General features: G+C 68.0%; 22 protein-coding genes and 1 tRNA gene. 11 read left to right on the top strand and 12 right to left on the bottom strand.

The window, feature by feature from the left end; translation table 11 throughout:
- Positions 1-246 precede the first annotated feature (246 nt).
- The 5 genes from WS64_RS11700 (at position 247) to WS64_RS11680 (ending at position 7,810) form a co-directional block, all read left to right on the top strand.
- The gene (locus WS64_RS11700) at positions 247-3,222 is read left to right on the top strand and encodes an autotransporter family protein (RefSeq protein WP_060966512.1); all 2,976 of its coding nucleotides are present in this window, start codon (positions 247-249) and stop codon (positions 3,220-3,222) included.
- A 266-nt stretch (positions 3,223-3,488) separates the two neighbouring features.
- Entirely contained in the window at positions 3,489-4,634 is a 1,146-nt protein-coding gene (gene metX / locus WS64_RS11695; protein WP_059573629.1) for a homoserine O-succinyltransferase MetX, read from the top strand.
- Entirely contained in the window at positions 4,631-5,239 is a 609-nt protein-coding gene (gene metW / locus WS64_RS11690; RefSeq protein WP_059573628.1) for a methionine biosynthesis protein MetW, read from the top strand. Before metX ends, metW begins: the two co-directional genes overlap by 4 nt.
- Before the next feature lie 116 nt (positions 5,240-5,355).
- Positions 5,356-6,777 carry an AmpG family muropeptide MFS transporter gene (locus tag WS64_RS11685; protein ID WP_059573627.1) on the top strand — a complete coding sequence of 474 codons (1,422 nt, stop codon included), beginning with the start codon at positions 5,356-5,358 and terminating at the stop codon, positions 6,775-6,777.
- Complete coding sequence (locus WS64_RS11680) at positions 6,767-7,810, top strand: M48 family metallopeptidase (RefSeq protein WP_060966952.1); 1,044 nt, start codon at positions 6,767-6,769, stop codon at positions 7,808-7,810. The genes WS64_RS11685 and WS64_RS11680 overlap by 11 nt, the downstream gene beginning before the upstream one ends.
- A gap of 21 nt (positions 7,811-7,831) precedes the next feature.
- On the opposite strand, the gene WS64_RS11675 is transcribed toward WS64_RS11680, so the two are convergent.
- Complete coding sequence (locus tag WS64_RS11675) at positions 7,832-8,776, bottom strand: AraC family transcriptional regulator (RefSeq protein ID WP_059573626.1); 945 nt, start codon at positions 8,774-8,776, stop codon at positions 7,832-7,834.
- A 227-nt stretch (positions 8,777-9,003) separates the two neighbouring features.
- On the opposite strand from WS64_RS11675, the gene WS64_RS11670 reads away from it, so the two are divergent.
- Positions 9,004-10,056, top strand: coding sequence for an NAD(P)-dependent alcohol dehydrogenase (locus WS64_RS11670; RefSeq protein ID WP_059573625.1), 1,053 nt, complete (start codon positions 9,004-9,006; stop codon positions 10,054-10,056).
- 106 nt (positions 10,057-10,162) lie between these two features.
- Here WS64_RS11670 and WS64_RS11665 read toward each other — a convergent pair whose 3' ends face one another.
- The 5 genes from WS64_RS11665 to gatC form a co-directional block, all read right to left on the bottom strand.
- Positions 10,163-10,936, bottom strand: coding sequence for an exodeoxyribonuclease III (locus WS64_RS11665; RefSeq protein ID WP_059573624.1), 774 nt, complete (start codon positions 10,934-10,936; stop codon positions 10,163-10,165).
- 34 nt (positions 10,937-10,970) lie between these two features.
- The gene (locus tag WS64_RS11660; RefSeq protein ID WP_060966511.1) at positions 10,971-11,810 is read right to left on the bottom strand and encodes a polyphosphate kinase 2 family protein; all 840 of its coding nucleotides are present in this window, start codon (positions 11,808-11,810) and stop codon (positions 10,971-10,973) included.
- 117 nt (positions 11,811-11,927) lie between these two features.
- Positions 11,928-13,403 carry an Asp-tRNA(Asn)/Glu-tRNA(Gln) amidotransferase subunit GatB gene (gene gatB, locus WS64_RS11655; RefSeq protein WP_060966510.1) on the bottom strand — a complete coding sequence of 492 codons (1,476 nt, stop codon included), beginning with the start codon at positions 13,401-13,403 and terminating at the stop codon, positions 11,928-11,930.
- 4 nt (positions 13,404-13,407) lie between these two features.
- Positions 13,408-14,898 carry an Asp-tRNA(Asn)/Glu-tRNA(Gln) amidotransferase subunit GatA gene (gatA, locus tag WS64_RS11650; RefSeq protein WP_011546474.1) on the bottom strand — a complete coding sequence of 497 codons (1,491 nt, stop codon included), beginning with the start codon at positions 14,896-14,898 and terminating at the stop codon, positions 13,408-13,410.
- A gap of 69 nt (positions 14,899-14,967) precedes the next feature.
- Positions 14,968-15,267, bottom strand: coding sequence for an Asp-tRNA(Asn)/Glu-tRNA(Gln) amidotransferase subunit GatC (gene gatC, locus WS64_RS11645; protein WP_059573621.1), 300 nt, complete (start codon positions 15,265-15,267; stop codon positions 14,968-14,970).
- Between the two features lie 366 nt (positions 15,268-15,633).
- Here gatC and WS64_RS11640 point away from each other — a divergent pair, with 366 nt between their 5' ends.
- From WS64_RS11640 to rodA, 5 genes are all read left to right on the top strand, one after another.
- Positions 15,634-16,677, top strand: a complete 1,044-nt coding sequence (locus tag WS64_RS11640; protein ID WP_004189550.1) for a rod shape-determining protein — start codon at positions 15,634-15,636, stop codon at positions 16,675-16,677.
- Between the two features lie 138 nt (positions 16,678-16,815).
- Entirely contained in the window at positions 16,816-17,880 is a 1,065-nt protein-coding gene (mreC, locus tag WS64_RS11635) for a rod shape-determining protein MreC (protein ID WP_059573620.1), read from the top strand.
- Entirely contained in the window at positions 17,877-18,389 is a 513-nt protein-coding gene (mreD, locus tag WS64_RS11630; protein WP_006477476.1) for a rod shape-determining protein MreD, read from the top strand. Before mreC ends, mreD begins: the two co-directional genes overlap by 4 nt.
- A gap of 101 nt (positions 18,390-18,490) precedes the next feature.
- Positions 18,491-20,779, top strand: coding sequence for a penicillin-binding protein 2 (mrdA, locus tag WS64_RS11625; protein WP_060966509.1), 2,289 nt, complete (start codon positions 18,491-18,493; stop codon positions 20,777-20,779).
- An 11-nt stretch (positions 20,780-20,790) separates the two neighbouring features.
- A complete protein-coding gene (gene rodA / locus WS64_RS11620) occupies positions 20,791-21,939 on the top strand; it encodes a rod shape-determining protein RodA (protein ID WP_059573618.1) in 1,149 nt (382 codons plus the stop codon).
- Between the two features lie 85 nt (positions 21,940-22,024).
- On the opposite strand, the gene WS64_RS11615 is transcribed toward rodA, so the two are convergent.
- From WS64_RS11615 to WS64_RS11590, 6 genes are all read right to left on the bottom strand, one after another.
- The gene (locus WS64_RS11615) at positions 22,025-22,774 is read right to left on the bottom strand and encodes a tetratricopeptide repeat protein (RefSeq protein ID WP_060966508.1); all 750 of its coding nucleotides are present in this window, start codon (positions 22,772-22,774) and stop codon (positions 22,025-22,027) included.
- Positions 22,771-23,556, bottom strand: a complete 786-nt coding sequence (locus WS64_RS11610; protein WP_059646078.1) for an HpcH/HpaI aldolase family protein — start codon at positions 23,554-23,556, stop codon at positions 22,771-22,773. Before WS64_RS11610 ends, WS64_RS11615 begins: the two co-directional genes overlap by 4 nt.
- A gap of 349 nt (positions 23,557-23,905) precedes the next feature.
- On the bottom strand, positions 23,906-24,358 hold the full coding sequence (queD, locus tag WS64_RS11605) for a 6-carboxytetrahydropterin synthase QueD (protein ID WP_059573615.1): 453 nt from the start codon (positions 24,356-24,358) through the stop codon (positions 23,906-23,908).
- An 18-nt stretch (positions 24,359-24,376) separates the two neighbouring features.
- The gene (queE, locus tag WS64_RS11600; RefSeq protein WP_006482565.1) at positions 24,377-25,009 is read right to left on the bottom strand and encodes a 7-carboxy-7-deazaguanine synthase; all 633 of its coding nucleotides are present in this window, start codon (positions 25,007-25,009) and stop codon (positions 24,377-24,379) included.
- Between the two features lie 76 nt (positions 25,010-25,085).
- A complete protein-coding gene (queC, locus tag WS64_RS11595) occupies positions 25,086-25,820 on the bottom strand; it encodes a 7-cyano-7-deazaguanine synthase QueC (RefSeq protein ID WP_059573614.1) in 735 nt (244 codons plus the stop codon).
- A 351-nt stretch (positions 25,821-26,171) separates the two neighbouring features.
- Positions 26,172-26,247, bottom strand: a tRNA-Phe gene (locus tag WS64_RS11590).
- Positions 26,248-26,262 lie beyond the last annotated feature (15 nt).

Here is a 26,262-nt window from a genome sequence, read left to right as displayed (position 1 = left end):
GCGGGCATTCGGTGCAATGCGCGTCGGGTTCGGATCGGACGTGCCGCATCCGGCCATTGCGATCGTGCGACTCGTCTGCTTGAACCAATTCGGCGCAAATGCCGCCGCCGGCCGTCGCCGGTTCGTGACCGTCTTCATGCAACTGCCGGGCCGTTGCTCATGGATTCCGCAAGATTCGAACTCGTCCAATTTCCAAACTCGCGCTGGAAAGTTACTTTTCGCCCGTCGCAACAAGGAGGTACACGGGTGAACCACCGTCGTTTTCCATTTTCCCGAGCACGCACCGGCCGCCATCTCGCGCATTCCGCACTGATTGCCGGCGCCGTGATACCGTGGCCGTCCGCCGCGCAAATCACCGGCGGCCCGCAACAGGCCAACGGCATCGAGCTCGAAGTCGCGCCGGGTGACTATTCGACATCCCAAATCGGCCAGTCCGTCCTGTCCGCGATCAACGGCGGCCGCCTGACGACCGTCGGCAAAACCCGCGCGTTCTCGACGGGCCACGTCGCGGCCGGTGCCGCCGCATCGGGCGCCGGTTCGAGCGTGGAACTCCGCGATACCGAAATCCGTACGCGCGGCCGCAACAGCATCGGCATCGACGTCCGTCAGGGCGCCGGCGCGTCCGCGCAACGCTCGTCGATCGACACCGATGGCGATTTCGCGCACGGTGCGTACGTCAACGGCGCGAACGGCCGGCTCCGCCTCTCGGACAGCGTGATCGTCACGCGCGGCAAGGAAAGCTCCGGCATCGCGGTGAATGGCGCGCCGGGCGGCACCGTCAACGTCGCCGATACGTTGATCAGAACCAGCGGCCTGATCGCGACCGGCCTGTCCATCAGTTACGACGGCGCGCACGCCACGCTGGATCGCACCGATATCCGGACGGACGGCGACTACGCGTCCGTGTTGTACCTGCCGAGCGCGTCGACGGTCGCATTCAACGACTCGTACCTGGAAACGGGCGGCGACGCCGCCGTCGGCGTCGATACCCGCGCGGGCGACGTCGCACTCGCACGCACGCGCGTCGTCACGCACGGCACCAGCGCGCACGGGCTGTATGCGTCGAAGGAGTACGCCGACACGCCTGTCGTCGACGCAACCGATACGCACGTGACGACCACCGGCGACCGCTCGATCGGCGCGATCGCGCGGCTCGGCGGCAAGATCGCGATGACGCGCGGCAGCATCGCAACCGACGGCGAGCGTGCACGCGGCGCGATGTCGAGCGGCACGGACTCCGTCGTCGCCCTCACCGACATGACCGTCGACACGCGCGGGCCCGGCGCGAGCGCACTTCATGCGAGCGCCGGCGGCCGGATCGACCTCGTGCGCACCGCCGCGCGCGCGAGCGGCGACGATGCCTATGCCGCAAGCGTGTACGACGGCGCACTGACCATCGACGACGGTTCGCTCGTCAGCGAGCGGCACGGCGCAATCGACGCGTCCGGCGCGACCATCGTGCTGCGCAACGGCACGCGCGCCAGCGGCGGCAACGGCACGTTGCTGTCCGTGCATGCGCAACCCGACGCGCCGGTGCGGCTGACGCTCGACACCGGCTCGCATGCCAACGGCGACATCGTGAATCATCCCGCCGCCGACGGCAGCCCGACGCATGCGACAACAGACGTCACGCTGTCCAACGCGTCCGCCTGGACCGGCGCGACGAACGCGGTGCGCACGCTGTCGCTCGACACGGACAGCCGCTGGACCGTCACCGCGAATTCGTCGGTCGGCTCCGTCGCGCTGAACGACTCGACGATCGCGTTCGCCGATCCGGCTGCCGGCGCGCCGGCGACGCCGCGCACGCTCGTCGTATCCGGCGACTACGCCGCGCGCAACGGCAAGCTGGTTCTCCATACGACGCTGCAGGACGATGCATCGCCGACAGACCGGCTCGTGATCGACGGCGGCCATGCGTCGGGCGACACCGGAGTCGTCGTCAAGCGCGCCGGCGGCAACGGCGCGCCGACGAGCGTCGGCATCCCGATCGTCGAAACGCGCAACGGCGGTACGACGGACGTGTCGGCATTCACGCTCGACGCGAGTTCCGACGGCTACCGGCAAGGATTCGGCACATTGTCCGCGGGCGGCTATGACTACATGCTGAAGCGCGGCGGCGGCGACGGCGGGCGGGACAACGACTGGTATCTCGTGTCCGCGGCAAAGCCCGAACCGCCCGTACCGCCCGTACCACCGCTGCCGCCCGGCCCGGTGAACCCGGATCCGCCGATCGAACCCGAAACCACGCCGCCTGCGCGCACGACGGCCCCGGAGCCGGACGCCTATCTGGCGAACGCGGATGCGGCATCGACGATGGCGGTCCATACGCTGCATCAGCGCAACGATCGCTCATTGCGCACGGAGGCCGCCGGCCCGCTCGACGGAGCCGTGTGGCTGCGCGCCGAGGGCAATACGACGTCGATGTCGGGCAGTGGCCGCAGCGTGTCGGGTAACGGTCGCCTGATTCACGCGGGCGCCGATCTGCTCCGCTTCGACGACGGTCGCGGCGGCAGCTTCCGGATCGGCGCGATGGGCATGTACGGTAGTCAGACCAGCTGGTCGACGCGCCCGCTGTGGAATGCGATCGAGCATCGCGTGATGAACGCCACCGCGCGCGGCAGCGTGTCGGGCTACAACGCGGGCGTGTACGGCACGTGGTACGGCAGCCGCGACATCCTGACCGGCCCTTACGTCGATGCGTGGTTCATGTACGGCGCCTACGCGAACAGCGTCGGCGGCAGCCTCGCGGCCGATTCGTATCGATCACGCACCGTGACGGGTTCGATCGAGACCGGCTATTCGTTCGGGTTCTACGAGCGCGGCGACACGCGGTTCTTCGTCGAGCCCGAAGCGCAGCTCGTCGTGTCGGACTACCGCGCGGACGCACACGGCACGGCCGGCGGCCGTCTCGACGGGCAGGGTGCAACCGACGTGCTGACCCGGCTCGGCGTGCGCGTACACGGCGTGACCGCGATGCCGAACGGGCGTGAACTTCGGCCGTTCATCGAAGCGAACTGGTGGCACGGTCCCGGCTCACGTACGCTGACGCTCGACCGCAACGCCTTCTCGTTCGACGTGCCGCGCGATCGCGTCGCGGTCAGGTTCGGCGCCACCGGGCAGGTGAGCCGCCAATTCTCGATATCGGCGAGCCTTGGCGTCGAAGGCAACCTGTCCGACTACTCGGTGGTAACCGGGCAGCTTTCGGCGAAATATCGCTGGTGACGGCCGCGGCGGCCGACGAGCGGCGGAATTCGCGCGCCCGCCGAATTCCGCTATACTTTGCCGACTGCCGCCCCTGGCGGCAGGTCGGAAGCGCGCCGATTTGCTGACTCGATTGCGGGCGCGCGAACCGGCCGGGGTTTGATGCGTCGATGCGTCGCTCCCCCGGTGGGTTCACTACAAATGCGGCTAAAGAGGTCGTCAGCCGCGCACCTTCGCCTCCGCGCATCGCCGACACCGTTTAGCCGCCCAGTCATAAGGCGGAACGAATGGAATCGATCGGCATCGTCGCTCCACAGACCATGCACTTCGCCGAACCGCTGCGCTTGCAAAGCGGCAGCGTGCTCGGCAACTATCAGCTCGTCGTCGAGACGTACGGCGAACTCAACGCCGCGCGCTCGAACGCGGTGCTCGTCTGCCACGCGCTGAACGCGTCGCACCACGTCGCCGGCGTCTATGCGGACGATCCGCGCAGCACCGGCTGGTGGGACAACATGGTCGGCCCGGGCAAGCCGCTCGACACCAACCGCTTCTTCGTGATCGGCGTGAACAACCTCGGGTCGTGCTTCGGCTCGACGGGCCCGATGAGCGTCGATCCGTCGACCGGCAAGCCGTACGGCGCCAAGTTCCCGGTGGTCACCGTCGAGGACTGGGTGCACGCCCAGGCGCGCGTCGCCGACGCGTTCGGCATCGAGCGCTTCGCGGCCGTGATGGGCGGCAGCCTCGGCGGGATGCAGGCGCTCGCATGGAGCCTGATGTATCCGGAGCGCGTCGCGCACTGCATCGACATCGCGTCGACGCCGAAGCTGTCCGCGCAGAACATCGCGTTCAACGAGGTCGCGCGCTCGGCGATCCTGTCCGATCCCGATTTCCACGGCGGCGACTATTACGCGCACAACGTCAAGCCGAAGCGCGGCCTGCGCGTCGCGCGGATGATCGGCCACATCACGTACCTGTCCGACGACGACATGGCCGAGAAATTCGGCCGGGCGCTGCGCCGCGCGGACGGCGCGCTCGACGCGTACAACTTCAGCTTCGACGTCGAGTTCGAGGTCGAGTCGTACCTGCGCTACCAGGGCGACAAGTTCGCCGACTACTTCGACGCGAACACCTACCTGCTGATCACGCGCGCGCTCGACTACTTCGATCCGGCCAAGGCGTTCGACGGCAACCTGACGGCCGCGCTCGCGCATACGCAGGCGAAGTACCTGATCGCGAGCTTCTCGACCGACTGGCGCTTCGCGCCCGCGCGCTCGCGCGAGATCGTGAAGGCGCTGCTCGACAACAAGCGCACGGTCAGCTACGCGGAAATCGATGCGCCGCACGGCCATGATGCGTTCCTGCTGGACGACGCGCGCTATCACAATCTGATCCGCGCGTATTACGAACGAATCGCCATCGAGGTGGGAGCATGAACCAGCAAGCGCTGAATTCCCTGTCCGCGCGCGCGGACTTCCGCACGATCGCCCGCTGGGTCGAGCCGCGCTCGAGCGTGCTCGACCTCGGCTGCGGCGACGGCTCGCTGCTCGCGCTGCTGATGGAAGAACTGGACGTGACCGGCTACGGGATCGAGCTGAACGACGCGGGCGTGCTCGCGAGCGCGAAAAACGGCATCAACGTGATCCAGCAGAACCTCGAGGACGGCCTGCGCCTGTTCGAGGATCACAGCTTCGACATCGCGATCCTGTCGCAGACGCTTCAGACGATCCACCAGACCGCCGCGATCCTGCGCGAAACCGCGCGCGTCGGGCGCGAATGCATCGTGTCGTTCCCGAACTTCGGCTACTGGGCGCACCGGCTGTCGGTGCTGCGCGGCCGGATGCCGGTGTCGAAGTCGCTGCCTTATCAGTGGCACAACACGCCGAACGTGCGGGTGCTGACGATCAAGGATTTCGAGGCGCTCGCGCCCGAAGTCGGCGTCACGATCCTCGACCGCGTCGTGCTGCACGAAGGCCAGCCGATTCGATGGGGAGCGAACTGGCGTGGTAGTCTTGCTGTCTATCGCGTCAAGCGCAGCTGAGCCGGGGAGCCGTTGACGGAAGATCCGGCCCGCCCACGCGCGCGGCCGCCCCACCTTCGCCGGCCGCGCCGCCCGCGCTGCCGCCGCCTTCAGTCAACGCTACCCAGTTCCAGTCCATGTCGAAAACGCCACACGAGGCGCCCGCACTCACCGCTCACGAGGATCACCCCGGCTGGCGCGCCTATCTGAACAAGCACATGCTGATCTGCGTGTTCCTGGGCTTCACGTCGGGTCTGCCCCTGTTCACGCTCGTCTACCTCGTGCAGGCATGGCTGCGCTCCGAGGGCGTGAACCTGAAGGAAATCGGCCTGTTCGCGCTGATCCAGTTCCCGTATACGTGGAAGTTCCTGTGGGCGCCGCTGATGGACCGCTACATCCCGCGGCTGCCCGGCTGGCGGCCGGGCCGCCGGCGCGGCTGGCTGCTGCTCACGCAGGTGCTGGTCGCCGGCGCGATCGCCGCGCTCGGCTTTGTGTCGCCGCGCGACTCGATCTGGACGGTCGCCGCGCTCACGACGCTCGTCGCGTTCTTCGGCGCGAGCGCCGACATCGTGATCGACGCGTACCGCCGCGAACTGCTGCGCGACACCGAGCAGGGCCTCGGCAACGCGGTGCACGTGAACGCGTACAAGCTCGCCGCGCTGATCCCCGGCTCGCTGGCGCTGATCCTGTCCGACCACATGCCGTGGGACGCCGTGTTCGCGATCACCGGCGCATTCATGCTGCCGGGCATCCTGATGACGCTCGTCGTGCGCGAGCCGGAAGTGGCCGGCGCGCCGCCGCGCAACCTGCGCGACGCGATCGTGCTGCCGTTTCGCGAATTCATCCAGCGCGACGGCTGGGCCGGCGCGCTGCTCGTCGTCGCGTTCATCTTCCTGTTCAAGATCGGCGACACGATGGCCACCACGCTGTCGACGTCGTTCTTCCTCGACATCGGCTTCACGCGCACCGAAATCGGCATCGTCGCGAAAACCACCGCGCTCGTCGCGAGCGTCGCCGGCGGCATCATCGGCGGCATCTGGCTCGTGAAGATCGGCATCGGCCGCGGGCTGTGGATCTTCGGCGCGCTGCAGATGGTGTCGACGCTCGGCTTCGCATGGCTCGCGCAGCTCGGCCCCGGTTCACCCGTGCTCGCGATGCTGTACGACTTCACCGTGTCGACGAGCCACGCGATCGCGGCCGCGCTGTCGGTGTTCGGCATCGCCGTCACGCCGCAATTCAGCCCGATGACGGTCGCGCTCGCGATCGTCTACGGCTTCGAAACCTTCACGACCGGGCTGACGATGGCCGCGTTCGTCGCGTACATCGCGAGCACGACCGATCCGCGCTACACGGCCACGCAGTTCGCGCTGTTCACGAGCCTGGCCTCCGTGCCGCGCACGCTCGCGTCGGCGGCGAGCGGCTTCATCGTCGCGAAGATCGGCTGGTTCGACTACTTCATCGTGTGCACCGCGCTCGCGATTCCCGGCATGCTGCTGCTGTTCAGGATCGCGCCGTGGAACGGTGCCGCGCGCAACGGCGAGGCGAGCCGTGCGCGGTAACCGCCTGCGCCGTCTCGCACGCGTGGCGGCCGCGTTGGGCGTCGGCGCCGCGGCGCTCGCCGCGCACGCGACCGACACCGGCGCGACGGCCGCGGGCTCCGCGCCGGCCGCGGCGCAAGCCACGCCGCCCGCCGCCGCCACGTCTGCCGCGCCCGCCGCGCCGTCCGCCGCCGAAGGCGCGCAGCCGACCGGCGCCGCGGTGCCGGCGAAGGCCTATACGCCGACGCCGCAGCAGGTCCGCTACGGCAACGCGATCGCGTTCCGCACGCTGATCCCGTCGCCGCTGCTCGAACAGCTCACCGCGAACGAATACGCGCAGATCGTGCAGACGGCCACCGACAGCAACCGCCTGCTGCCCGCGAACCAGCCGCGCGTGAAGCGCCTGCGCGCGATCGTCGCGAAGCTCGCGCCGTATTCGGTGAAGTGGAACGACCGCGTGAAAAGCTGGGCATGGGACGTCAATGCGATCCGTTCGCGCGACATTCGCCTGACCTGCCTGCCGGGCGGCAAGGTGCTCGTGTACGGCGGCATGCTCGAGCGTGTGCGCCTGAACGACGACGAGCTCGGCGTGCTGCTCGCGCACGGCATCGCGCATGCGCTGCGCGAACACGCGCGCAGCAACTTCGGCGCGACCTCCCAGACGTCGCTGCGCGCGGCCGCGCTGCCGCCGCTGTTCGGCGTCGGCGATCCGCTGCCGCAGGCGCTGAACCTCGGCGAGCGCCTGCAGTCGCTCCACTACGATCCGACCGACGAGACCGAAGCCGACGTGATCGGCGGCGACATCGCCGCCCGCGCGGGCTTCGATCCGCGCGCGGCGATCACGCTGTGGGACAAGCTCGCGGCCGCGACGCGCGCGAACAAGGCGACGGGTTTCATCTACACGCATCCGTACGGCGCCGCGCGCCGCCAGGATCTGCTGAACCGGCTGCCGGACCTGATGCCGCTGTACGCGAAAGCAACGGGCAAGCGCGTCGAATCGCTGCCCGACTACGCGGGCATCAGCGCGCAGCGGCGCAAGGTCGTGCGGCGCTGAGCGGCCGCACGGCGCCGCGCGCTACGCGTGTGCGTCGGCCATCGCCGGGCGCACGCCGCTGTCACGCATCCAGCGCACCTCGTCGCCGGGGCTGCGGCCGAACAGCCGCTTGAACTCGCGGCTGAACTGCGATGCGCTCGCGTAGCCGACCCGCGCGGCCGCCGCGCCGGCGCCGAGCCCGTCGCGCACCATCATCAGCCGCGCCTGGTGCAGCCGCGCGGTCTTCACGTACTGCATCGGCGACGTCGCCGTCACGTGCTTGAACTGCGCGTGGAATACCGCGAGGCTCATCCCGGCTTCGCGTGCGAGCGTCTCGACGTCGAGATCGGCCTTCAGCTCCGCGTGAATGCGCCGCAGCGCCTTCGCGATGCGGCCGAAATGGTGCTGCTGCACGAGCGCCGCGCGCATCGCGTCGCCCTGTTCGCCCGTCAGCACGCGATACGCGATCTCGCGCATGATCGCCGGCCCGAGCACGCGCGTGTCGTGCGGCGACGCGAGCGCTTCGAGCAGCCGCACGACGGCATCGGCCAGTGGCGCATCGAGCGGCGTCGAGTACACGCCGAGCGGCTCGCTGACCGCCGCGCCGAGCGTCTCGTCGAGCAGGATCGCGAGCTCGGCGATCACTGCGAGATCGACGCGGATCGAGATCGCGAGAAACGGCTCGTCCGTGCTCGCGAACGTCTCGCATTCGAACGGCAGCGGCACCGACAGCACCAGGTATTGCTGCGCGTCGTACACGAACGAGCGGTCGCCGAGATAGCCGAGCTTGCGCCCCTGGCACACGACGATGATGCTCGGCTCGTACAGCACCGGCATGCGCGGCACGGGATGCGTCACACGGATGAAGCGCACGCCGTCGAGCGCCGCGAGCGTGTCGCCCTCGTTCGGCGCGAGGCGCGTGTGCAGCTCGATCATGCGGCGCTGCAGGCGTTCGCCCGCGTCGGCCAAAAGGGGCTGGAAGCTCATCGGCGTGGTCCTGTCCGGCAAGAGAATCTGGCTCGCAATGTAGCACCTTGAACGTATTTTGACGGCCGTTCGCGGCCAATTCGAGAGGAATAGGCAAATCTTCCAGACCTTCGTGTATTTCGCCGCGGCGCCGCGCTCCTTACGATGAGGGCCTGTCTCGCCGCATCGCCACAGGGTGCGGCGGCAGTCTGTTTCGCCGGATGTTTTCCGGACAAGGAGCCCATTGCATGAGCACGACCTATGCCTACGCGGCGACCGATTCGCAATCGCCGCTCGCCCCGTTCGAATTCCAGCGTCGCGCGCTGCGCGACCTCGACGTCCAGATCGACGTCCTCTACTGCGGCGTCTGCCACTCGGATCTTCACCAGGCGCGCAACGAATGGCGCAACACGATCTACCCGGTCGTACCGGGCCATGAAATCGTCGGACGCGTGACCGCGACCGGCCCGCAGGTGTCGCGCTTCAAGGTCGGCGAGCTGGTCGGCGTCGGCTGCCTCGTCGATTCGTGCCGCACCTGCGCAAGCTGCGAAGAAGGCCTCGAGCAGTATTGCGAGAACGGCTTCGTCGGCACCTACAACGGTCAGGACCGCGTGACGGGCGACATCACGTACGGCGGCTATTCGACGCAGCTCGTCGTCGACGAGGCGTTCGTGCTGCGCGTGCCGGACACGCTCGACCCGGCCGGCGCCGCGCCGCTCTTGTGCGCGGGGATCACGACCTACTCGCCGCTGCGGCAGTGGAACGTCGGCCCCGGCAAGAAGGTCGGCATCGTCGGCCTCGGCGGCCTCGGCCACATGGGCGTGAAGCTGGCGCGCGCGATGGGCGCGCACGTCGTGCTGTTCACGACGTCGCCGTCGAAGATCGACGACGGCAAGCGGCTCGGCGCGCACGAAGTGGTGATCTCGAAGGACGAAGCGCAGATGAACGCGCACCTGAACAGCTTCGACTTCATCCTGAACACGGTCGCCGCGCAGCACGACCTGAATCCGTTCCTGAACCTGCTGAAGCGCGACGGCACGATGACGCTCGTCGGCGCGCCGGAGCACGACCATCCGTCGCCGCAGGTGTTCAACCTGATCTTCAAGCGCCGCCGCCTCGCGGGTTCGCTGATCGGCGGGATCGCGGAAACGCAGGAAATGCTCGATTTCTGCGCGGAGCACGGGATCACGTCCGACATCGAGACGATTCCGATGCAGCAGATCAACGCCGCTTACGAGCGGATGCTCAAGAGCGACGTGAAATACCGGTTCGTGATCGACATGGCATCGCTCAAGCAGTAAGCGCCGCGGCAAACGAAACGGGCCGCCTGTCGGACAGGCGGCCCGTCTTGCATCCGGCGACCGGACGAATGGCTCGGCGGCTGCGCGCCAGGCGCGGCGCCGGCCATCACTTCGTATAGTCGTAGTCGATCGTCAGCGGCGCATGGTCGCTGAACTTGATGTCCTTGAAGATCGACGTGCGTTTCGCGGTGCCGGCCACGCCCGGCGTCGCGATCTGGTAATCGATCCGCCACCCGACGTTCTTCGCGTACGCCTGGCCGCGGTTGCTCCACCACGTGTACTGCTCGGGACGCGGGTCGAGCGTGCGGAACACGTCGACGTAGCCGACGTCGTCGAACAGCTTCGTGAGCCACGCGCGCTCTTCCGGCAGGCAGCCCGAGTTCTTCTGGTTGCTCTTCCAGTTCTTGATGTCGATTTCCTTGTGGACGATGTTCACGTCGCCGCACAGGATCACCTCGCGCTTCTTCTTCAGCGCGGCGAGGTGCGGCATGAATTCGGCCATGAATCGGTACTTCGCCTGCTGGCGCTCCTCGCCGCTCGAGCCGGACGGCACGTACACCGACACGACCGACAGCTTGCCGTAGCGCGCCTCGACGTAGCGCCCTTCCGGATCGAATTCGCTGCTGCCGAAGCCGATGATCACGTCGTCGGGCTCGCGGCGGCTGTACACGCCCGCGCCGCTGTAGCCCTTCTTCTCCGCGTGGTGGAAATAGCTCTTGAAGCCGTGCGGCTCGACGAATTCGGCCGGCAGGTCGTCGGCCGATACCTTGATTTCCTGCACGCATACGCAATCGGCGTTCTGTTCGCCGAGCCAGTCGAAGAAGCCCTTCTTCGCGGCGGAGCGGATGCCGTTCAGGTTGGCGGTAATCACTCGCATCATGTCGGGTTCCGTTCAGTTCGATGTTTTTACAGGGTTATCGGATCTTCACGCCTTCGAGCTCGGGCTTCGGCGGCGGGAATTCCAGCTTCATGTCGGTCATCGTGCGCAGCAGCAGCTCGGCGATCATCACGTTGCGGTGCGTCTTCGAGTTCGCCGGGATCACGTACCACGGCGCATGCTCGGCCGACGTCGCGGCGAGCGCGTCACGGTACGCGGACTGGTAGGCGTCCCAGTGCTTGCGCGCGTCGAGGTCGGCGATGTCGAATTTCCAGTGCTTGGTCGGATCGTCGATGCGCGCCTGGAGCCGCTCGCGCTGCTCGTCCTTCGAGATGTGCAGGAAGCACTTGACGATGGTCGTGCCGTTCTCGAACAGCATCGTCTCGAAATCGCGGATCTGCCGGTAGCGGCGCTCGCACTCCTTGTCGTCGATCGCGCCGAGCACGCGCGGCACGAGGACGTCCTCGTAGTGGCTGCGGTTGAAGATCGCGAGCTCGCCCGCGGCCGGCACCTGCGCATGCACGCGCCACAGGAAGTCGTGCGCGGCCTCGATCGGCGTCGGCGCCTTGAACGGCACGATGCGCAGGCCGAGCGGATCGACGTCGCGAAACACCGCGCGCACGGTGCCGTCCTTGCCGCTCGTATCCATGCCCTGCAGCACGAGCAGCACGCGCTTCTTCTGCTGCGTGTGCAGGCGCTCCTGCTGCACGTCGAGCTCGGTCGACACGGCCGACAGCCGTTCGCGGTCGGCCTCCTTCGAGCCGGACGAAAACGGCTTCGCGGCCGGGTCGAACGCGTCGAGCTTGAATGCGGCGGCTTCCTTCTCGCGCGTGCTGTACGGCACGCGGAAATCGTCGAGCGACGGTTGTTTCGCCATTCGTTCCTCCGTTGGGCGGTGCGATGCATACGATAACGCATCCACCAAATGCGACGGGCCGCCCGAACGCGTCCGGTGCGGCCCGTCGTCAAGCGCGGGTCAGGCGCGCGCGCATGCTCAGCCGAGCTTCTTCTTCAGCAGTTCGTTGACCTGCTGCGGATTGGCCTTGCCCTTCGTCGCCTTCATCGCCTGGCCGATCAGCGCGTTGAACGCCTTTTCCTTGCCCGCGCGGAATTCCTCGACCGACTTCGCGTTCGCCGCGAGCACTTCGTCGATGATCGCTTCCAGCGCGCCGGTGTCGGAGATCTGCTTCAGCCCCTTCGCGTCGATGATGCGATCGGCCGCACCTTCGTCGGTCGCCTTCTCGTCCCAGATCGCCGCGAAGATTTCCTTCGCGATCTTGTTCGAGATCGTGCCGTCGGCGATGCGCTGCAACAGCAGCGCGAGCTGCGCGGCCGACACCGGAATCGCGTCGATCTCGATGCCGTCGCGGTTCAGCTGCGACGACACGTCGCCCATCAGCCAGTTCGCGGCGATCTTCGCGTTCGCCACGCCGGCCTTCGCGACCACCGCCTCGAAGTACGCGGCCATCGCCTTGCTCGACGTCAGCACGCCCGCGTCGTACGCGGACACGCCGTATTCGTCGACGAAGCGCTGCTGCATCGCGGCCGGCAGCTCCGGCATGCCGGACTGCACGCGCTCGATCCAGTCCTGGCCGATCACGAGCGGCATCAGGTCGGGATCGGGGAAGTAGCGGTAATCGTGCGCGTCTTCCTTGCTGCGCATCGAACGCGTCTCGCGCTTGTCCGGATCGTACAGGCGCGTTTCCTGCACGACTTCGCCGCCGTCCTCGATCAGCTCGATCTGGCGGCGCACTTCGTAATTGATCGCTTCCTCGAGGAAGCGGAACGAGTTCAGGTTCTTGATTTCCGCGCGCGTGCCGAACTTCTCCTGGCCGACCGGGCGCACCGACACGTTCGCGTCGCAGCGGAACGAACCTTCCTGCATGTTGCCGTCGCAGATGCCGAGCCACACGACGAGCGCGTGCAGCGCCTTCGCGTACGCGACGGCCTCGGCCGCGCTGCGCATTTCCGGCTCGGTGACGATCTCGAGCAGCGGCGTGCCCGCGCGGTTCAGGTCGATCCCGGTCATCCCGGCGAAGTCTTCATGCAGCGACTTGCCCGCGTCTTCCTCGAGGTGCGCGCGGGTCAGGTTGACCGTCTTCTCGTACGCGGGCTTGCCGGCCTTTTCGTTGGCGGGCACCTGGATCGTGATCCGGCCGCCCTGCACGACCGGAATCTCGTACTGGCTGATCTGATAGCCCTTCGGCAGATCGGGGTAGAAATAATTCTTGCGCGCGAAGATGCTGCGCGGCGCGATGGTCGAGCCGATCGCGAGGCCGAAGCGGATCGCGCGCTCGACCGCGCCGCGGTTCAGCACCGGCAGCACGCCCGGCAGCGCCAGGTCGACCGGGCACGCCTGCGTGTTCGGCTCGGCGCCGAACTGCGTGGATGCGCCCGAGAAAATCTTCGAGACGGTCGACAGTTGCGCGTGCGTCTCGAGACCGATGACGACTTCCCACTGAGTAGCCATATGCTTACACCCCCGCCGGAACTTGCTTGTGCCAGTCGGTCGCGCGCTGGAACGCGTCGGCAACCTGCAGCATCCGGGCTTCGTTGAAATAGTTGCCGATGATCTGCAGGCCGACCGGGCGCTTCGCGTTCGCGCCCGCGCCGAAGCCGCACGGCACGCTCATGCCGGGCAGGCCCGCGAGGCTCACCGACAGCGTGTAGATATCCGCGAGATACATCTGCACCGGATCGTCGCCCTTCGCGCCGAGATCCCATGCGACCGTCGGCGACGCCGGGCCCATGATCACGTCGCAGGACTTGAACGCTTCCTGGAAATCGTTCGCGATGATGCGGCGGATCTTCTGCGCCTGCAGGTAGTACGCGTCGTAGTAGCCGTGCGACAGCACGTACGTGCCGACGAGGATCCGGCGCTTCACTTCCGGCCCGAAGCCTTCGGCGCGCGACTTCTTGTACATGTCGAGCAGGTCGCCGTACTGCGCGGCGCGGTGGCCGAAGCGCACGCCGTCGAAACGCGACAGGTTCGACGACGCCTCGGCCGGCGCGATCACGTAGTACACGGGGATCGACAGTTCCGTCTTCGGCAGCGACACCGGCACGAGCGTCGCGCCGAGCGCTTCATACTGCTTGAGCGCCGCATCGATCGTCGCGCGCACGTCGTCGGCGAGGCCGGCGCCGAAATACTCGTTCGGCAGGCCGATGCGCAGGCCGGCGAGCGGCTTGCCCGCGTCGTTGCCGGCCGCCCACGGCTGGCCGAGGTGACGCGTGAAATCTTCGTCGTCGCGCTCGAGGCTCGTCGAGTCGCGCTCGTCGAAGCCGGCCATCGCGTTCAGCAGCAGCGCGCAGTCGGACGCGCTCTGCGCCATCGGGCCGCCCTGGTCGAGCGACGACGCGAACGCGATCATCCCGTAGCGCGACACGCGGCCGTAGGTCGGCTTGATGCCCGTCACGCCCGCGAACGACGCGGGCTGGCGGATCGAGCCGCCGGTGTCGGTGCCGGTCGCGGCCGGCGCGAGGCGCGCGGCGACGGCGGCCGAGCTGCCGCCCGAGCTGCCGCCCGGCACCGCGTTCGTGTCCCACGGGTTCTTCACCGCGCCGAACGCCGAGTTTTCGTTCGACGAGCCCATCGCGAACTCGTCCATGTTGGTCTTGCCGAGCGTGACCATGCCGGCCGCCTGCAGGCGGGCGACGACGGTCGCGTCGAACGGGCTCTCGTAGTTCGCGAGCATCTTCGAGCCGGCGGTCGAGCGCCAGCCGCGCGTGACGAACACGTCCTTGTGCGCGATCGGCAGGCCGGTGAGCGCGCCGCCCGCGCCGCGCGCGAGCTCCGCGTCGGCGGCTTTCGCCTGCGCGAGGGTGAGGTCGGCGTCGACGTGGACGAACGCGTTCAGGTCGCGCGCGGCGTCGATCCGTTTCAGATAGTGCTGCGCGAGCTCGACGGCCGAGCATTCCTTGGCGGCGAGCGCGGCGCGCAGTTCGGTCAGGCTTTTTGCGTGCATTGAGTGGTTTTCCTGGGAATTCTGGGTGGCGCGCGGCGCTGGACGGCCGGCGCGCTTGTCATCGAATGCTTACTCGATCACCTTCGGCACGAGATAGAGGCCGTCCTGGACGGCCGGCGCCGGACGCTGGTTGTCGTCGCGATTGACGAGCTCCGTCACGGCGTCGTCGCGCAGGCGCTGCGCGACTGCCTGGATCTGTTCGATCGGGTGGGCGAGCGGCGCGATGCCGGCGGTGTCGACCGCCTGCATCTGCTCGACGAGGCCGAAGAATTCGTTGAGCTGGCCGAGCATGTGCTCGGCGTCGGCGTCGGCCATTTCGAGTCGCGCCAGGTGCGCGATGCGTTTCACATCGGTCAGGGTCAGGGCCATGCGATCACCGGAAAAACAAGGCTGCGCAGTGCATCGAAGCAGCACTGCGGCGGGGGGTTGGAGGGTGCGATCCCACCCTCAAAAATCGGGGCCGAAGCGGCAAAAATACCGCCCGTTTCGATTCAAATACCGTGAAATTATAAGGTATCATTACGCGTTCGACCCAAACCCGGCAGCCTTTTCCCGCACCGTTTCGCCCTGTTTCGGCAAGCCGTGCGTGCTTCGTGCGATCCCCGGTAGACATCACTCGCAGCTTCGTGCGCCGCGGCGGCCGCTTCCGCCACGCTTCCCGAGGCTGTTATTTTTTCCGCTGCCGCCCTCAGCGCTCGCTATGCAGGGCCGGCCCAGAGCGAAACAGGATTCTGAATGTTCGGTTTTTTGCGCAGCTACTTCTCCAACGATCTCGCGATCGACCTCGGCACCGCAAACACCCTGATCTACATGCGCGGCAAGGGCATCGTGCTCGATGAGCCGTCCGTCGTGTCGATCCGCCAGGAAGGCGGCCCCAACGGCAAGAAGACGATCCAGGCGGTCGGCAAGGAAGCCAAGCAGATGCTCGGCAAGGTGCCCGGCAACATCGAGGCGATCCGCCCGATGAAGGACGGCGTGATCGCCGACTTCACCGTCACCGAGCAGATGATCAAGCAGTTCATCAAGACGGCGCACGAGTCGCGCATGTTCTCGCCGTCGCCGCGCATCATCATCTGCGTGCCGTGCGGCTCGACCCAGGTCGAGCGCCGCGCGATCAAGGAAGCCGCGCACGGCGCCGGCGCATCGCAGGTCTACCTGATCGAGGAGCCGATGGCCGCCGCGATCGGCGCGGGCCTGCCGGTATCGGAAGCCACCGGCTCGATGGTCGTCGACATCGGCGGCGGCACGACCGAAGTCGGCGTGATCTCGCTCGGCGGCATCGTCTACAAGGGCTCGGTGCGCGTCGGCGGCGACAAGTTCGACGAGGCGATCGTCAACTACATCCGCCGCAACTACGGGATGCTGATCGGCGAACAGACCGCCGAGGCGATCAAGAAGGAAATCGGCTCCGCGTTCCCGGGCTCCGAAGTCAAGGAAATGGAAGTGAAGGGCCGCAACCTGTCGGAAGGCATCCCGCGCAGCTTCACGATCTCCAGCAACGAAATCCTCGAAGCGCTGACCGATCCGCTGAACCAGATCGTGTCGTCGGTGAAGATCGCGCTCGAACAGACGCCGCCGGAACTCGGCGCCGACATCGCCGAGCGCGGGATGATGCTGACGGGCGGCGGCGCGCTGCTGCGCGACCTCGATCGCCTGCTCGCGGAAGAAACCGGCCTGCCGGTGCTCGTCGCGGAAGATCCGCTGACCTGCGTCGTGCGCGGTTCGGGCATGGCGCTCGAGCGCATGGACAAGCTGGGCAGCATCTTCTCGTACGAGTGATCGCCCAGTGATCGCCTAGGCAGTCCCGTTTGATATGACGCACCCGCGGCGTGGCCGGATCGCTCGTTCAGAACGAACCGCCGCGCCGTTTGCGCGTCTGAGCATTATTTAACCGATCACACGCGCCCGGCGCCGACCATGGAATACAGTCCGCCGCCCCTCTTCAAGCAAGGTCCGCCCGCGCTCGCGCGGCTCATCTTCTTCGTCGCCCTCGCCATCGCGCTCCTCGTGTCGGACGCGCGCTTCAGCACGCTCGAAATCGTGCGCGGCGTGCTCGGCACCGTGCTGTACCCGCTGCAACGCGCGGCGCTCGTGCCGCGCGACCTGTTCATGGGCGCGGCCGACATCGCCGTCACCGGCGCGTCGCTGCGCCACGAGAACGACGACCTCCGCAAGCGCAACCTGCAACTGTCCACGCAGGCCAACCAGGCCGCGGTGCTTGCGCAGGAGAACATCCATCTGCGCGCGGTGCTCGAGCTGCGCCAGCACATCGCGACGCAATCGACGCCGGTCGAGATCCAGTACGACACGAGCGACCCGTTCACGCAGAAGATCGTGATCGGCCAAGGCTCGCAGCAAGGCATCCAGGACGGCTCGCCCGTCGTCAGCGAGGACGGCGTGGTCGGCCAGGTCACGCGCGTGTTCCCGCTGCAATCCGAAGTCACGCTGGTCACCGACCGCGATCTCGCGATTCCCGTGCAGGTACTGCGCACCGGCCTGCGCAGCGTGATCTACGGCACGCCGAAGGGCGATTCGCTCGACCTGCGCTTCGTGCCGACGAGCGCGGATCTCGTCGCCGGCGACGAGCTCGTCACGAGCGGCCTCGACGGCGTCTATCCGCCCGGCCTGCCGGTCGCGAAGGTCGTGCGCGTCGACAAGCTCGCCGATACCGCGTTCGCGCGCGTGACCTGCGCACCGGTCGCGGCCGTGCGCGGCGCGCGCCAGATGCTCGTGCTGCATTACCGGAACGACATCCCGCCGCGCCCGGCCGAGCCCGATCCCGCCGCCGAGAAGAACGCGAAGGGCAAGAAGGGCGCGAAAGCCGCCGCAAAGGGCGAGAAGGCCGAGAAAACCGACAAGGCCGACGCGAACGCGAAGCCGGCCGCCGCGGCCCAGCCCGGCGCGAAGCCGGCGCCGGCGCCGGCCCAGCCCGCCGCCGCGCCCGCGAAGCCCGCCGCCGGGCAATCTGGAGCCCAGCGATGAACCGCCCGCAATACATCCTGCAGCCGGTCAATCCGTACTTCATCGTCTTCAGCCTCGCCGCCGCGTTCCTGCTGAACCTGATGCCGTGGGGCCGCCTGCCCGGCGTGCCCGACTTCGTCGCGCTGGTGCTGCTGTTCTGGAACATCCACCAGCCGCGCAAGGTCGGGATGGGCGTCGCGTTCGCGCTCGGCATCCTGATGGACGTGCACGACGCGGGGCTGCTCGGCGAGCATGCGCTCGCCTATACGCTGCTGTCGTACGGCGCGATCACGATCCACCGCCGCGTGCTGTGGATGCCGATCGGCGTGCAGGTGCTGTACGTCACGCCGCTGCTCGTCGCCGCGCAGCTCGTGCCGTTCGTGATCCGCCTGCTGATGGGCGCCGCGTTCCCCGGTTGGCGCTACCTCGTCGACGGTTTCGTCGAAGCCGCGCTGTGGCCGATCGCGAGCCATCTGCTGCTGATGCCGCAACGCCGCCCGGTCGACCCGGACGATACGCGCCCGATCTGAGCCGGACCGACCTTGAATACCCGCCGCCCCCACGCCCGCCGCGCGCCGCGCTCCGGGGCGGCACCTCGCCCTCGCCCGCGCGCGGGCCAGATTGCCAGTAAATGACCGAATTCAACGACACCCAACAGCAGCTCTCGAGGTTCCGCCTGCGCGTCGCGGCGGCGGGCGTGTTCGTGTTCGTCTGCTTCGGGCTGCTCGCGAGCCGTTTCTTCTATCTGCAGTTGATGCAGCACGGCAAATACGCGCTGCAGGCCGAGGAAAACCGCATCTCGGTCGCGCCGATCGTGCCGAACCGCGGGATCATCACCGACCGCAACGGCGTGATCCTCGCGAAGAACTATTCGGCGTACACGCTCGAGATCACGCCGTCGAAGCTCGACGACACGCTCGACAACACGATCGACAAGCTGTCCGAGATCGTCCCGATCGACGCCCGCGACCGCCGCCGCTTCAAGAAGCTGCAGGAAGACTCGAAGAACTTCGAGAGCCTGCCGATCCGCACGCGGCTCACCGACGCCGAAGTCGCGCGCTTCACCGCGCAGCGTTTCCGCTTCCCCGGCGTCGACGTGCGCGCGCGGCTGTTCCGCCAGTACCCGCTCGGCATGACGGCCGCGCACGTGATCGGCTATATCGGCCGGATCTCGAAGCGCGACCAGGATCGCATCGACGCGATGAGCGACGACAACGACAGCGACCAGGAACACTACGATCCGCGTCGCGACGCGAACAACTACAAGGGCACCGACTACATCGGCAAGATCGGCGTCGAGCAGAGCTACGAAACCGAGCTGCACGGGCTCACGGGCTTCGAGGAAGTCGAGGTGACGGCCGGCGGCCGGCCGGTGCGCACGCTGTCGCGCACGCAGGCGACGCCCGGCAACAACCTCGTGCTGTCGCTCGACATCGGGCTGCAGCAGGTCGCCGAGCAGGCGTTCGCCGGCAAGCGCGGCGCGCTCGTCGCGATCGAGCCGAAGACGGGGGACGTGCTCGCGTTCGTGTCGTCGCCGAGCTTCGACCCGAACTCGTTCGTCGACGGCATCGACCAGCAAACCTGGGACGAGCTGAACAACTCGCCCGACAAGCCGCTCCTGAATCGCCCGCTGCACGGCACCTACCCGCCCGGCTCGACGTACAAGCCGTTCATGGCGCTCGCGGGCCTGACGCTCGGCAAGCGCACGCCGGGCTGGGGCTTCCAGGACCCGGGCTACTTCACGTTCGGCGGCCACACGTTCCGCAACGACGTGCGCTCGGGCCAGGGCTGGGTCGACATGAACAAGGCGATCATGGTGTCGAACGACACCTACTTCTACATGCTCGCGCGCGACCTCGGCGTGAACGCGATCGCGAACTTCATGAAGCCGTTCGGCTTCGGCCAGATCACCGGCATCGACATCCAGGGCGAGGCGCGCGGGATCCTGCCGTCGACCGACTGGAAGAAGAAGGCGTTCAAGAAGCCCGCGCAGCAGAAGTGGTTCGACGGCGAGACGATCAGCCTCGGGATCGGCCAGGGTTACAACTCGTTCACGATCCTGCAGCTCGCGCACGCGACCGCGACGCTCGCGAACAACGGCGTCGTGATGAAGCCCCACCTCGTGAAGGAAGTCGAGGATCCGATCACGCGTGCGCGCCACCTGACGGTGCCGAAGGAAAGCGACGTGATCCCGCTCAAGGCGGCCGACATCGACGTCGTGAAACGCGGGATGGAGAACGTGATCGAGAACCCGTCCGGTACCGCGTACAAGGTGTTCCGCGGCGCGCAGTACCTCGCCGCCGGCAAGACCGGCACCGCGCAGGTGTTCTCGCTGCAGGGCTCGAACTACAAGGGCCACCTGCTCGCCGAGCACCTGCGCGACCACGCGCTGTTCATCGCGTATGCGCCGGTCGACCACCCGCAGATCGCCGTCGCGCTGGTCGTCGAAAACGGCGGCTGGGGCGCCCAGGCCGCCGGCCCGGTCGCGCGTCGCGTGCTCGACTACTACCTGGTCGAGCGCCAGAACCCGAAGAACGAAGCCGCGGCCGTGGCCGCCGCGGCGTCGGCCACCGAGCCGGTGAGCGCGCCCGTGGTCGGCGACACATCGAAGCCGGCCACGATCGCGGCCGGCTTCACCGCGCTGCCGCAGCCGGTCGTGCCGTCGGCAGCCAGCGCGGCCGACGCGGCGTCGGGCGCCTCGGGCGCCTCGGGTGCCTCGGGCGCGGCAGGCGCCAGCGCCACGGCGCCGGCCGACGCGAGCGCCGCGGCGCCGATGGCCGCGAGCCTGCCGCCGATCCGGCGCCCGCACCGCCCGCGCCGGCCCGCCAGCGACGCGCAGCCGGCCGTCGCCGCGCCGCGGGACGACAACCATCGTGCGACGGCCCCCGCGAAAGCGGCGGACGCCGGCACCGCTCATTAACGGAGAAAGGCATGCAATTCGACAAGCGCGCCTGGCTCGACAAGATCAAGCAGATGTTCGCGGGCTTCGACCGCCCGCTCGCCCTCATCGTGTTCCTGCTGCTGTGCGTCGGCATCGTCACGCTGTACAGCGCGTCGATCGACGTGCCGGGCCGCGTCGAGGACCAGTTGCGCAACATCCTGCTGACCTTCGTGCTGATGTGGGTGATCGCCAACATCCCGCCGACCACGCTCATGCGCTTCGCGGTCCCGCTCTACACGTTCGGGGTCACGCTGCTGATCGCCGTCGCGCTGTTCGGGATGACCAAGAAGGGCGCGAAGCGCTGGCTGAACGTCGGCGTCGTGATCCAGCCGTCGGAAATCCTCAAGATCGCGACGCCGCTGATGCTCGCGTGGTACTACCAGCGCCGCGAAGGCGGGCTGCGCTGGTACGACTTCGTCGCGGCGTTCGGGATCCTGATGGTGCCGGTCGGGCTGATCGCGAAGCAGCCCGACCTCGGCACCGGCCTGCTCGTGTTCGCGGCCGGCTTCTTCGTGATCTATCTGGCCGGCCTGTCGTTCAAGCTGATCGTGCCGGTGCTCGTCGCGGGCGTGATCGCGGTCGGCTCGATCGCCGTGTTCGAGGAACGCATCTGCCAGCCCGAAGTGCAGTGGCCGCTGATGCACGACTACCAGAAGCACCGGGTGTGCACGCTGCTCGACCCGACGTCCGACCCGCTCGGCAAGGGCTTCCACACGATCCAGGCGGTGATCGCGATCGGCTCGGGCGGCGTGCTCGGCAAGGGCTACCTGAAAGGCACGCAGGCCCACCTCGAATTCATCCCGGAGAAGCACACCGACTTCATCTTCGCGGTGTTCTCCGAGGAATGGGGGCTCGCCGGCGGGCTCGTGCTGCTGGCGCTGTACATGGCGCTGATCGCGCGCGGCCTCTACATCGCCGCGCAGGGCGCGACACAGTTCGGCCGGCTGCTCGCGGGCTCGCTCACGCTCGCGTTCTTCGTCTACGCGTTCGTCAACATCGGGATGGTGAGCGGCGTGCTGCCGGTCGTCGGCGTGCCGCTGCCGTTCATGAGTTACGGCGGCACCGCGCTCACGACGCTGGGCATCGCGATCGGGATGATCATGAGCGTCGGCCGGCAGCGGCGGCTGATGAAGAGCTGATCGCGCGGCCCGCACCGCACCGCGCAGCACACGCAAACGGCGCCGCGACGCGCCGTTTTGCATCGGGCCCGCCGAATGCGGCCGCTTACTGCGGCGGCGCGCGCGGCTTGTCTTGCCCCGCGCCGGCGCCCGATGCCGGCGCCTTCAGCCGCGCGCTCAGCTCCTTGAATTTCAGGCCGGCCGTCTCGTCGCCCTGCGCGGCGGCCGCCGCGTAATACGCCCGTGCGATGTTCAGGTTCTGCGTGACGCCGTCGCCGCCGCGCTCGTAGAACGATGCGGTCACGTACTGCGCGGTGGGCTCGCCGGCGTCGGCGGCCTGCTTGTACCACGTGAACGCCTGCCGGTTGTCGCGCGGCGTGCCGCGCCCGTCGAGAAACTGGTTCGCGAGCGACAGCGCGGCCTGCACGTGCCCCTGCTTCGCGGCCCGCAGGAACCAGCGGTGCGCTTCGGCCGGATTGCGCGCGACGAACTCGCCGTCGTCGAACATCCGGCCGTACACGTACTGCGCATGGGACATGTTCGCTTCCGCCGCGCGCTTCAGCCAGCGCAGCCCTTCGCCGACGTTCGCCGTCACGCCTTCGCCCGTCAGCAGCATCATCGCGTAATTGAACTGCGCGAGGCGATCGCCGCGCTCGGCCGCATCGTGGAACTGCACCAGCGCCGCGCGATAGTCGCCCGCGTTGTAGTCGGCGACCGCCGATTGCGTCTCGTGCGACGGATCGGGCTTCGCTTGCGGCGCCCCCTGCGCGGCGGCCGCCGCCGCCCACACGGCCCACAGGCCGACCATCGCCCCGATCCGCGCGCGCCTGCGGCACGCGCCGTCTACGCCGTTCATGACCGTACCTCCTGCAACGCCTGTCGCGCCGCGCGCAACAGCCAGCTCACGTCGGCCGACACCGTGATCATCCGGTAGCCGGCCTCGCGGTACTGGCGCGCGGCCGCCGTATCGCCCGCGAAGATGCCGACCGCGACGCCCGCCTGCTTGCCGGCCGCGAGCACGCGCGCCATCGCGGTTTCGACGTCCGGATGGCGGATATCGCCGAGATGCCCGAGGCTCGCCGCGAGGTCGGCCGGACCGACGAACACGCAATCGACGCCGGGCGTCGCCGCGATCCGCTCGACTTCGTCGACGCCGCGCGCCGATTCGACCTGCACGACCACCGCGACTTGCGCATTCGCCGTCTGCAGGTAGTCGCGGCGCATGCCGAACGCCGCCGCGCGCACCATGCCCGCGACGCCGCGCAGCCCGTCGGGCGTTTCGGGCGACGGAAAGCGCGTGAGCCGCACCGCATGCGCGGCGTCGTCGGGCGTCTCGATACACGGGAACATCAGCGTGCGCGCGCCGGCGTCGAGCGCGCGCTTCACGAGCCACGGCTCGCGCGCCGGCACGCGCACGACCGGCTCGCTCGGCAGGTGTGCGGCGGCGATCGCGCGCAGTTGCGACGCCACGTCGCGACTGTCGTTCGGCGCATGCTCCATGTCGATGCAGAGCCAGTCGTAACCGGCGTGCGCGAGCGCTTCCGCGGCCGAGTCGCTGCCGAGCGACAGCCACAGGCCGTACAGCGGCTCGTCACCGTCGCGCAGGCGTTGTTTGAGGGAATTGGTGAGCGTGCTCATCGATACGGCCTCCGGAGCGGAACGGCAATCGAACGGGACAAGCAACTGGCGAAACGAAACGCACGCCGCGGGGCAAGCGAAGCACGGCGGCGGCGGCAGATCGCGCGCCGGAAAACGTGAGTCGGCCCGGGACGGCCGACCTGACAGCGCGGGCCGCGCAATGGGTCACGCGAGCGTTTTTCGGCGCCGCACGACGATCATAGCGCGGCGGGGTGCTCGATGCGGGAACTGACGGGGGAAGCCGTACCGGCGCAGGACTGGCGGCGGCGAGACCGCGGGGGCGCGGGCGCGCGAAAGCGCATTGGCGGGCAGCCCGCGCCGCACGGCGGGGCTGCCGGGGGAGGCAGGATCAGCGGCCGGGCTGGCGCTCGACGTCGGCCCAGCAGTTCGGCGTTTCGTACAGCCGCACCCGCTCGAGGCGCAGGTTCACGCCGTAGTGCGCGTCGTACACGTTCGCGAGGATGTCGAATGCGATCGCCGCGAGATTCTCGACGGTCGGGATCCGGTCGATCACGACGGTCTTGTGGTCGGCCATCTGCTCGAGGAACGAGCGCACGACCTCGTCGCGCGCATAGACGAGGAACGCGTGGTCCCACTTGCTGACGAGGTGCTCCATCGCGAGCGCCTTCACGTCGGCGAAATCCATCACCATGCCGCGGTCGGGCGCCCCTTCCGTATCGACGAGATCGCCGCGCAGCGTGATTTCGAGCACGTAGCGATGGCCGTGCAGGTTCCTGCACTGGCTGCGGTGATCGGGGATGCGGTGGCCCGCGTCGAATTCGAGTTTTCGGGTAATCAGCACGATGTCAAAAGCCGTGGCTCAGGGAATGTTCAGATATTTGTGGGTCTGCATCGACAGCCGCCACTGCGGATGACGCTTGCACCAGTCGATCGCGAGCTTCGTATTGAGGTCGCGCGACGGGCCGTCCATCGGCTGCACGAGAAAATACTCGAAATCGAGCTTCGCGTAGTCGGCGAGCCGCTGGTTGTCCTGCGGCACGACGACCTTCAGTTCGTTGCCTTTCGTGACGACGAGCGGCGCATCGGCCTTCGGGCTCACGCAGATCCAGTCGATCGATTCGAGCACCGGCAGCGAGCCGTTGGTCTCGATCGCGATCTCGAAGCCTGCCGCATGCAGCGCGTCGACGAGCGGCTGGTCGAGCTGCAGCATCGGCTCGCCGCCCGTGCAGACGACGAAGCGGTGCGCTTCGCCTTCCGGCCACAGGCCCGCGATCGTCGCGACGAGCGCGGCGGCGTCCTTGAACTTGCCGCCGTTCTCGCCGTCGGTGCCGACGAAGTCGGTATCGCAGAAGCGGCACACGGCCTCCGCACGGTCCTCTTCGCGGCCCGACCACAGATTGCAGCCGGCGAACCGGCAGAACACGGCCGGCCGGCCCGCGTTCGCGCCCTCGCCCTGCAACGTGTAGAAAATTTCCTTGACCGCGTAAGTCATCGTGCTTCGTCCGGCTCGCGCCGCTCGTTGTCGATCAGAATCCGTTGTCCATCAAGCGCTGCCCGCGCGAGCCGCGTCACAGCGGCGCTTCGGTCACCCGCTCGCCCTTCAGGTAGGCTTCGTAGCCGCGCTTGCGCAGCTTGCAGGCCGGGCATTCGCCGCAGCCGAAGCCCCAGTCGTGCAGCTCCGCGCGCTCGCCCACGTAGCACGTATGCGTCTCGACGCGGATCAGTTCGACGAGCGCGTCGCCGCCGAGCTGTTCGGCGAGTTGCCACGTCTGCGCCTTGTCGAGCCACATCAGCGGCGTCTCGAGCACGATGCGCGTATCCATGCCGAGATTCAGCGCGACCTGCAGCGCCTTCATCGTGTCGTCGCGGCAGTCCGGATAGCCCGAGAAATCGGTCTCGCACATCCCGCCGACCAGCACGCGCAGCCCGCGGCGATAGGCGATCGCCGCGGCGATCGTCATGAACATCAGGTTGCGGCCCGGCACGAACGTATTCGGCAGGCCGTTCGCCGCCGTCTCGATCTCGATCGTGCGCGTCATCGCGGTATCGCTGATCGCGCCGAGCACCGACAGGTCGATCATGTGATCGTCGCCGAGCCGGTCCGACCACGCCGGAAACTTGCGCTTCAACGCTTCGCGCACGCCTTCGCGACACTCGAGCTCGACGCGATGACGCTGGCCGTAATCGAAGCCGAGCGTCTCGACCGTCTGGTAGCGTTCGAGGGCCCATGCCACGCACGTGGCGGAATCCTGCCCGCCGGAAAACAACACGAGCGCGCCGTCTTTAGCGTCTGTCCGAATCACCGTGATACTCCGTGAATGTGTAGGCTCGCGTCGCGCTGCGCCCCGAGGCCGGCTGCCGCCGGGCGGCCCGATACGGCCGGCCTGCGCCGGCTCGACCAGTATAGGCAGCGCGGTCGGCCGAGAATGCGGCGGCGCGCTTATACCGCTCATCGCGCGGCATCGTTGCCGCGCGCCACGGCAGGCGCGCCGCGGGCCGCCGGCCATGCGCATGAAGCGATGCGCTAAGTCATTGAGCGGGCACGGATTTTATCATGCCCCGGCGAATGCTGCCGGGCCCGCGGCCCACGACACGCCATACCCACCACAAACGAAAAACCCCAAGAACCTTCCGATTCTTGGGGTTTTGAATGCTGGTGGCCTGGGACGGAATCGAACCATCGACACGCGGATTTTCAATCCGCTGCTCTACCAACTGAGCTACCGGGCCAACGAAGAATGAAAG

Origin of the sequence: Burkholderia anthina, from assembly GCF_001547525.1 — a bacterium.
In the GTDB taxonomy this organism is placed as follows: domain Bacteria; phylum Pseudomonadota; class Gammaproteobacteria; order Burkholderiales; family Burkholderiaceae; genus Burkholderia; species Burkholderia semiarida.
Note: the sequence above shows the minus strand (reverse complement) of the source record. Positions and strands in the feature narration are given on the sequence as shown.

Bases quoted from the DNA above. Each gene is read 5' to 3' on its own strand.
- metX (WP_059573629.1), top strand. From the start codon at position 3,489: ATGGAATCGATCGGCATCGTCGCTCCACAGACCATGCACTTCGCCGAA.
- metW (WP_059573628.1), top strand. From the start codon at position 4,631: ATGAACCAGCAAGCGCTGAATTCCCTGTCCGCGCGCGCGGACTTCCGC.
- WS64_RS11685 (WP_059573627.1), top strand. From the start codon at position 5,356: ATGTCGAAAACGCCACACGAGGCGCCCGCACTCACCGCTCACGAGGAT.
- WS64_RS11675 (WP_059573626.1), bottom strand. From the start codon at position 8,776: ATGAGCTTCCAGCCCCTTTTGGCCGACGCGGGCGAACGCCTGCAGCGC.
- WS64_RS11670 (WP_059573625.1), top strand. From the start codon at position 9,004: ATGAGCACGACCTATGCCTACGCGGCGACCGATTCGCAATCGCCGCTC.
- WS64_RS11665 (WP_059573624.1), bottom strand. From the start codon at position 10,936: ATGATGCGAGTGATTACCGCCAACCTGAACGGCATCCGCTCCGCCGCG.
- WS64_RS11660 (WP_060966511.1), bottom strand. From the start codon at position 11,810: ATGGCGAAACAACCGTCGCTCGACGATTTCCGCGTGCCGTACAGCACG.
- gatB (WP_060966510.1), bottom strand. From the start codon at position 13,403: ATGGCTACTCAGTGGGAAGTCGTCATCGGTCTCGAGACGCACGCGCAA.
- gatA (WP_011546474.1), bottom strand. From the start codon at position 14,898: ATGCACGCAAAAAGCCTGACCGAACTGCGCGCCGCGCTCGCCGCCAAG.
- gatC (WP_059573621.1), bottom strand. From the start codon at position 15,267: ATGGCCCTGACCCTGACCGATGTGAAACGCATCGCGCACCTGGCGCGA.
- WS64_RS11640 (WP_004189550.1), top strand. From the start codon at position 15,634: ATGTTCGGTTTTTTGCGCAGCTACTTCTCCAACGATCTCGCGATCGAC.
- mreC (WP_059573620.1), top strand. From the start codon at position 16,816: ATGGAATACAGTCCGCCGCCCCTCTTCAAGCAAGGTCCGCCCGCGCTC.
- mreD (WP_006477476.1), top strand. From the start codon at position 17,877: ATGAACCGCCCGCAATACATCCTGCAGCCGGTCAATCCGTACTTCATC.
- mrdA (WP_060966509.1), top strand. From the start codon at position 18,491: ATGACCGAATTCAACGACACCCAACAGCAGCTCTCGAGGTTCCGCCTG.
- rodA (WP_059573618.1), top strand. From the start codon at position 20,791: ATGCAATTCGACAAGCGCGCCTGGCTCGACAAGATCAAGCAGATGTTC.
- WS64_RS11615 (WP_060966508.1), bottom strand. From the start codon at position 22,774: ATGAACGGCGTAGACGGCGCGTGCCGCAGGCGCGCGCGGATCGGGGCG.
- WS64_RS11610 (WP_059646078.1), bottom strand. From the start codon at position 23,556: ATGAGCACGCTCACCAATTCCCTCAAACAACGCCTGCGCGACGGTGAC.
- queE (WP_006482565.1), bottom strand. From the start codon at position 25,009: ATGACTTACGCGGTCAAGGAAATTTTCTACACGTTGCAGGGCGAGGGC.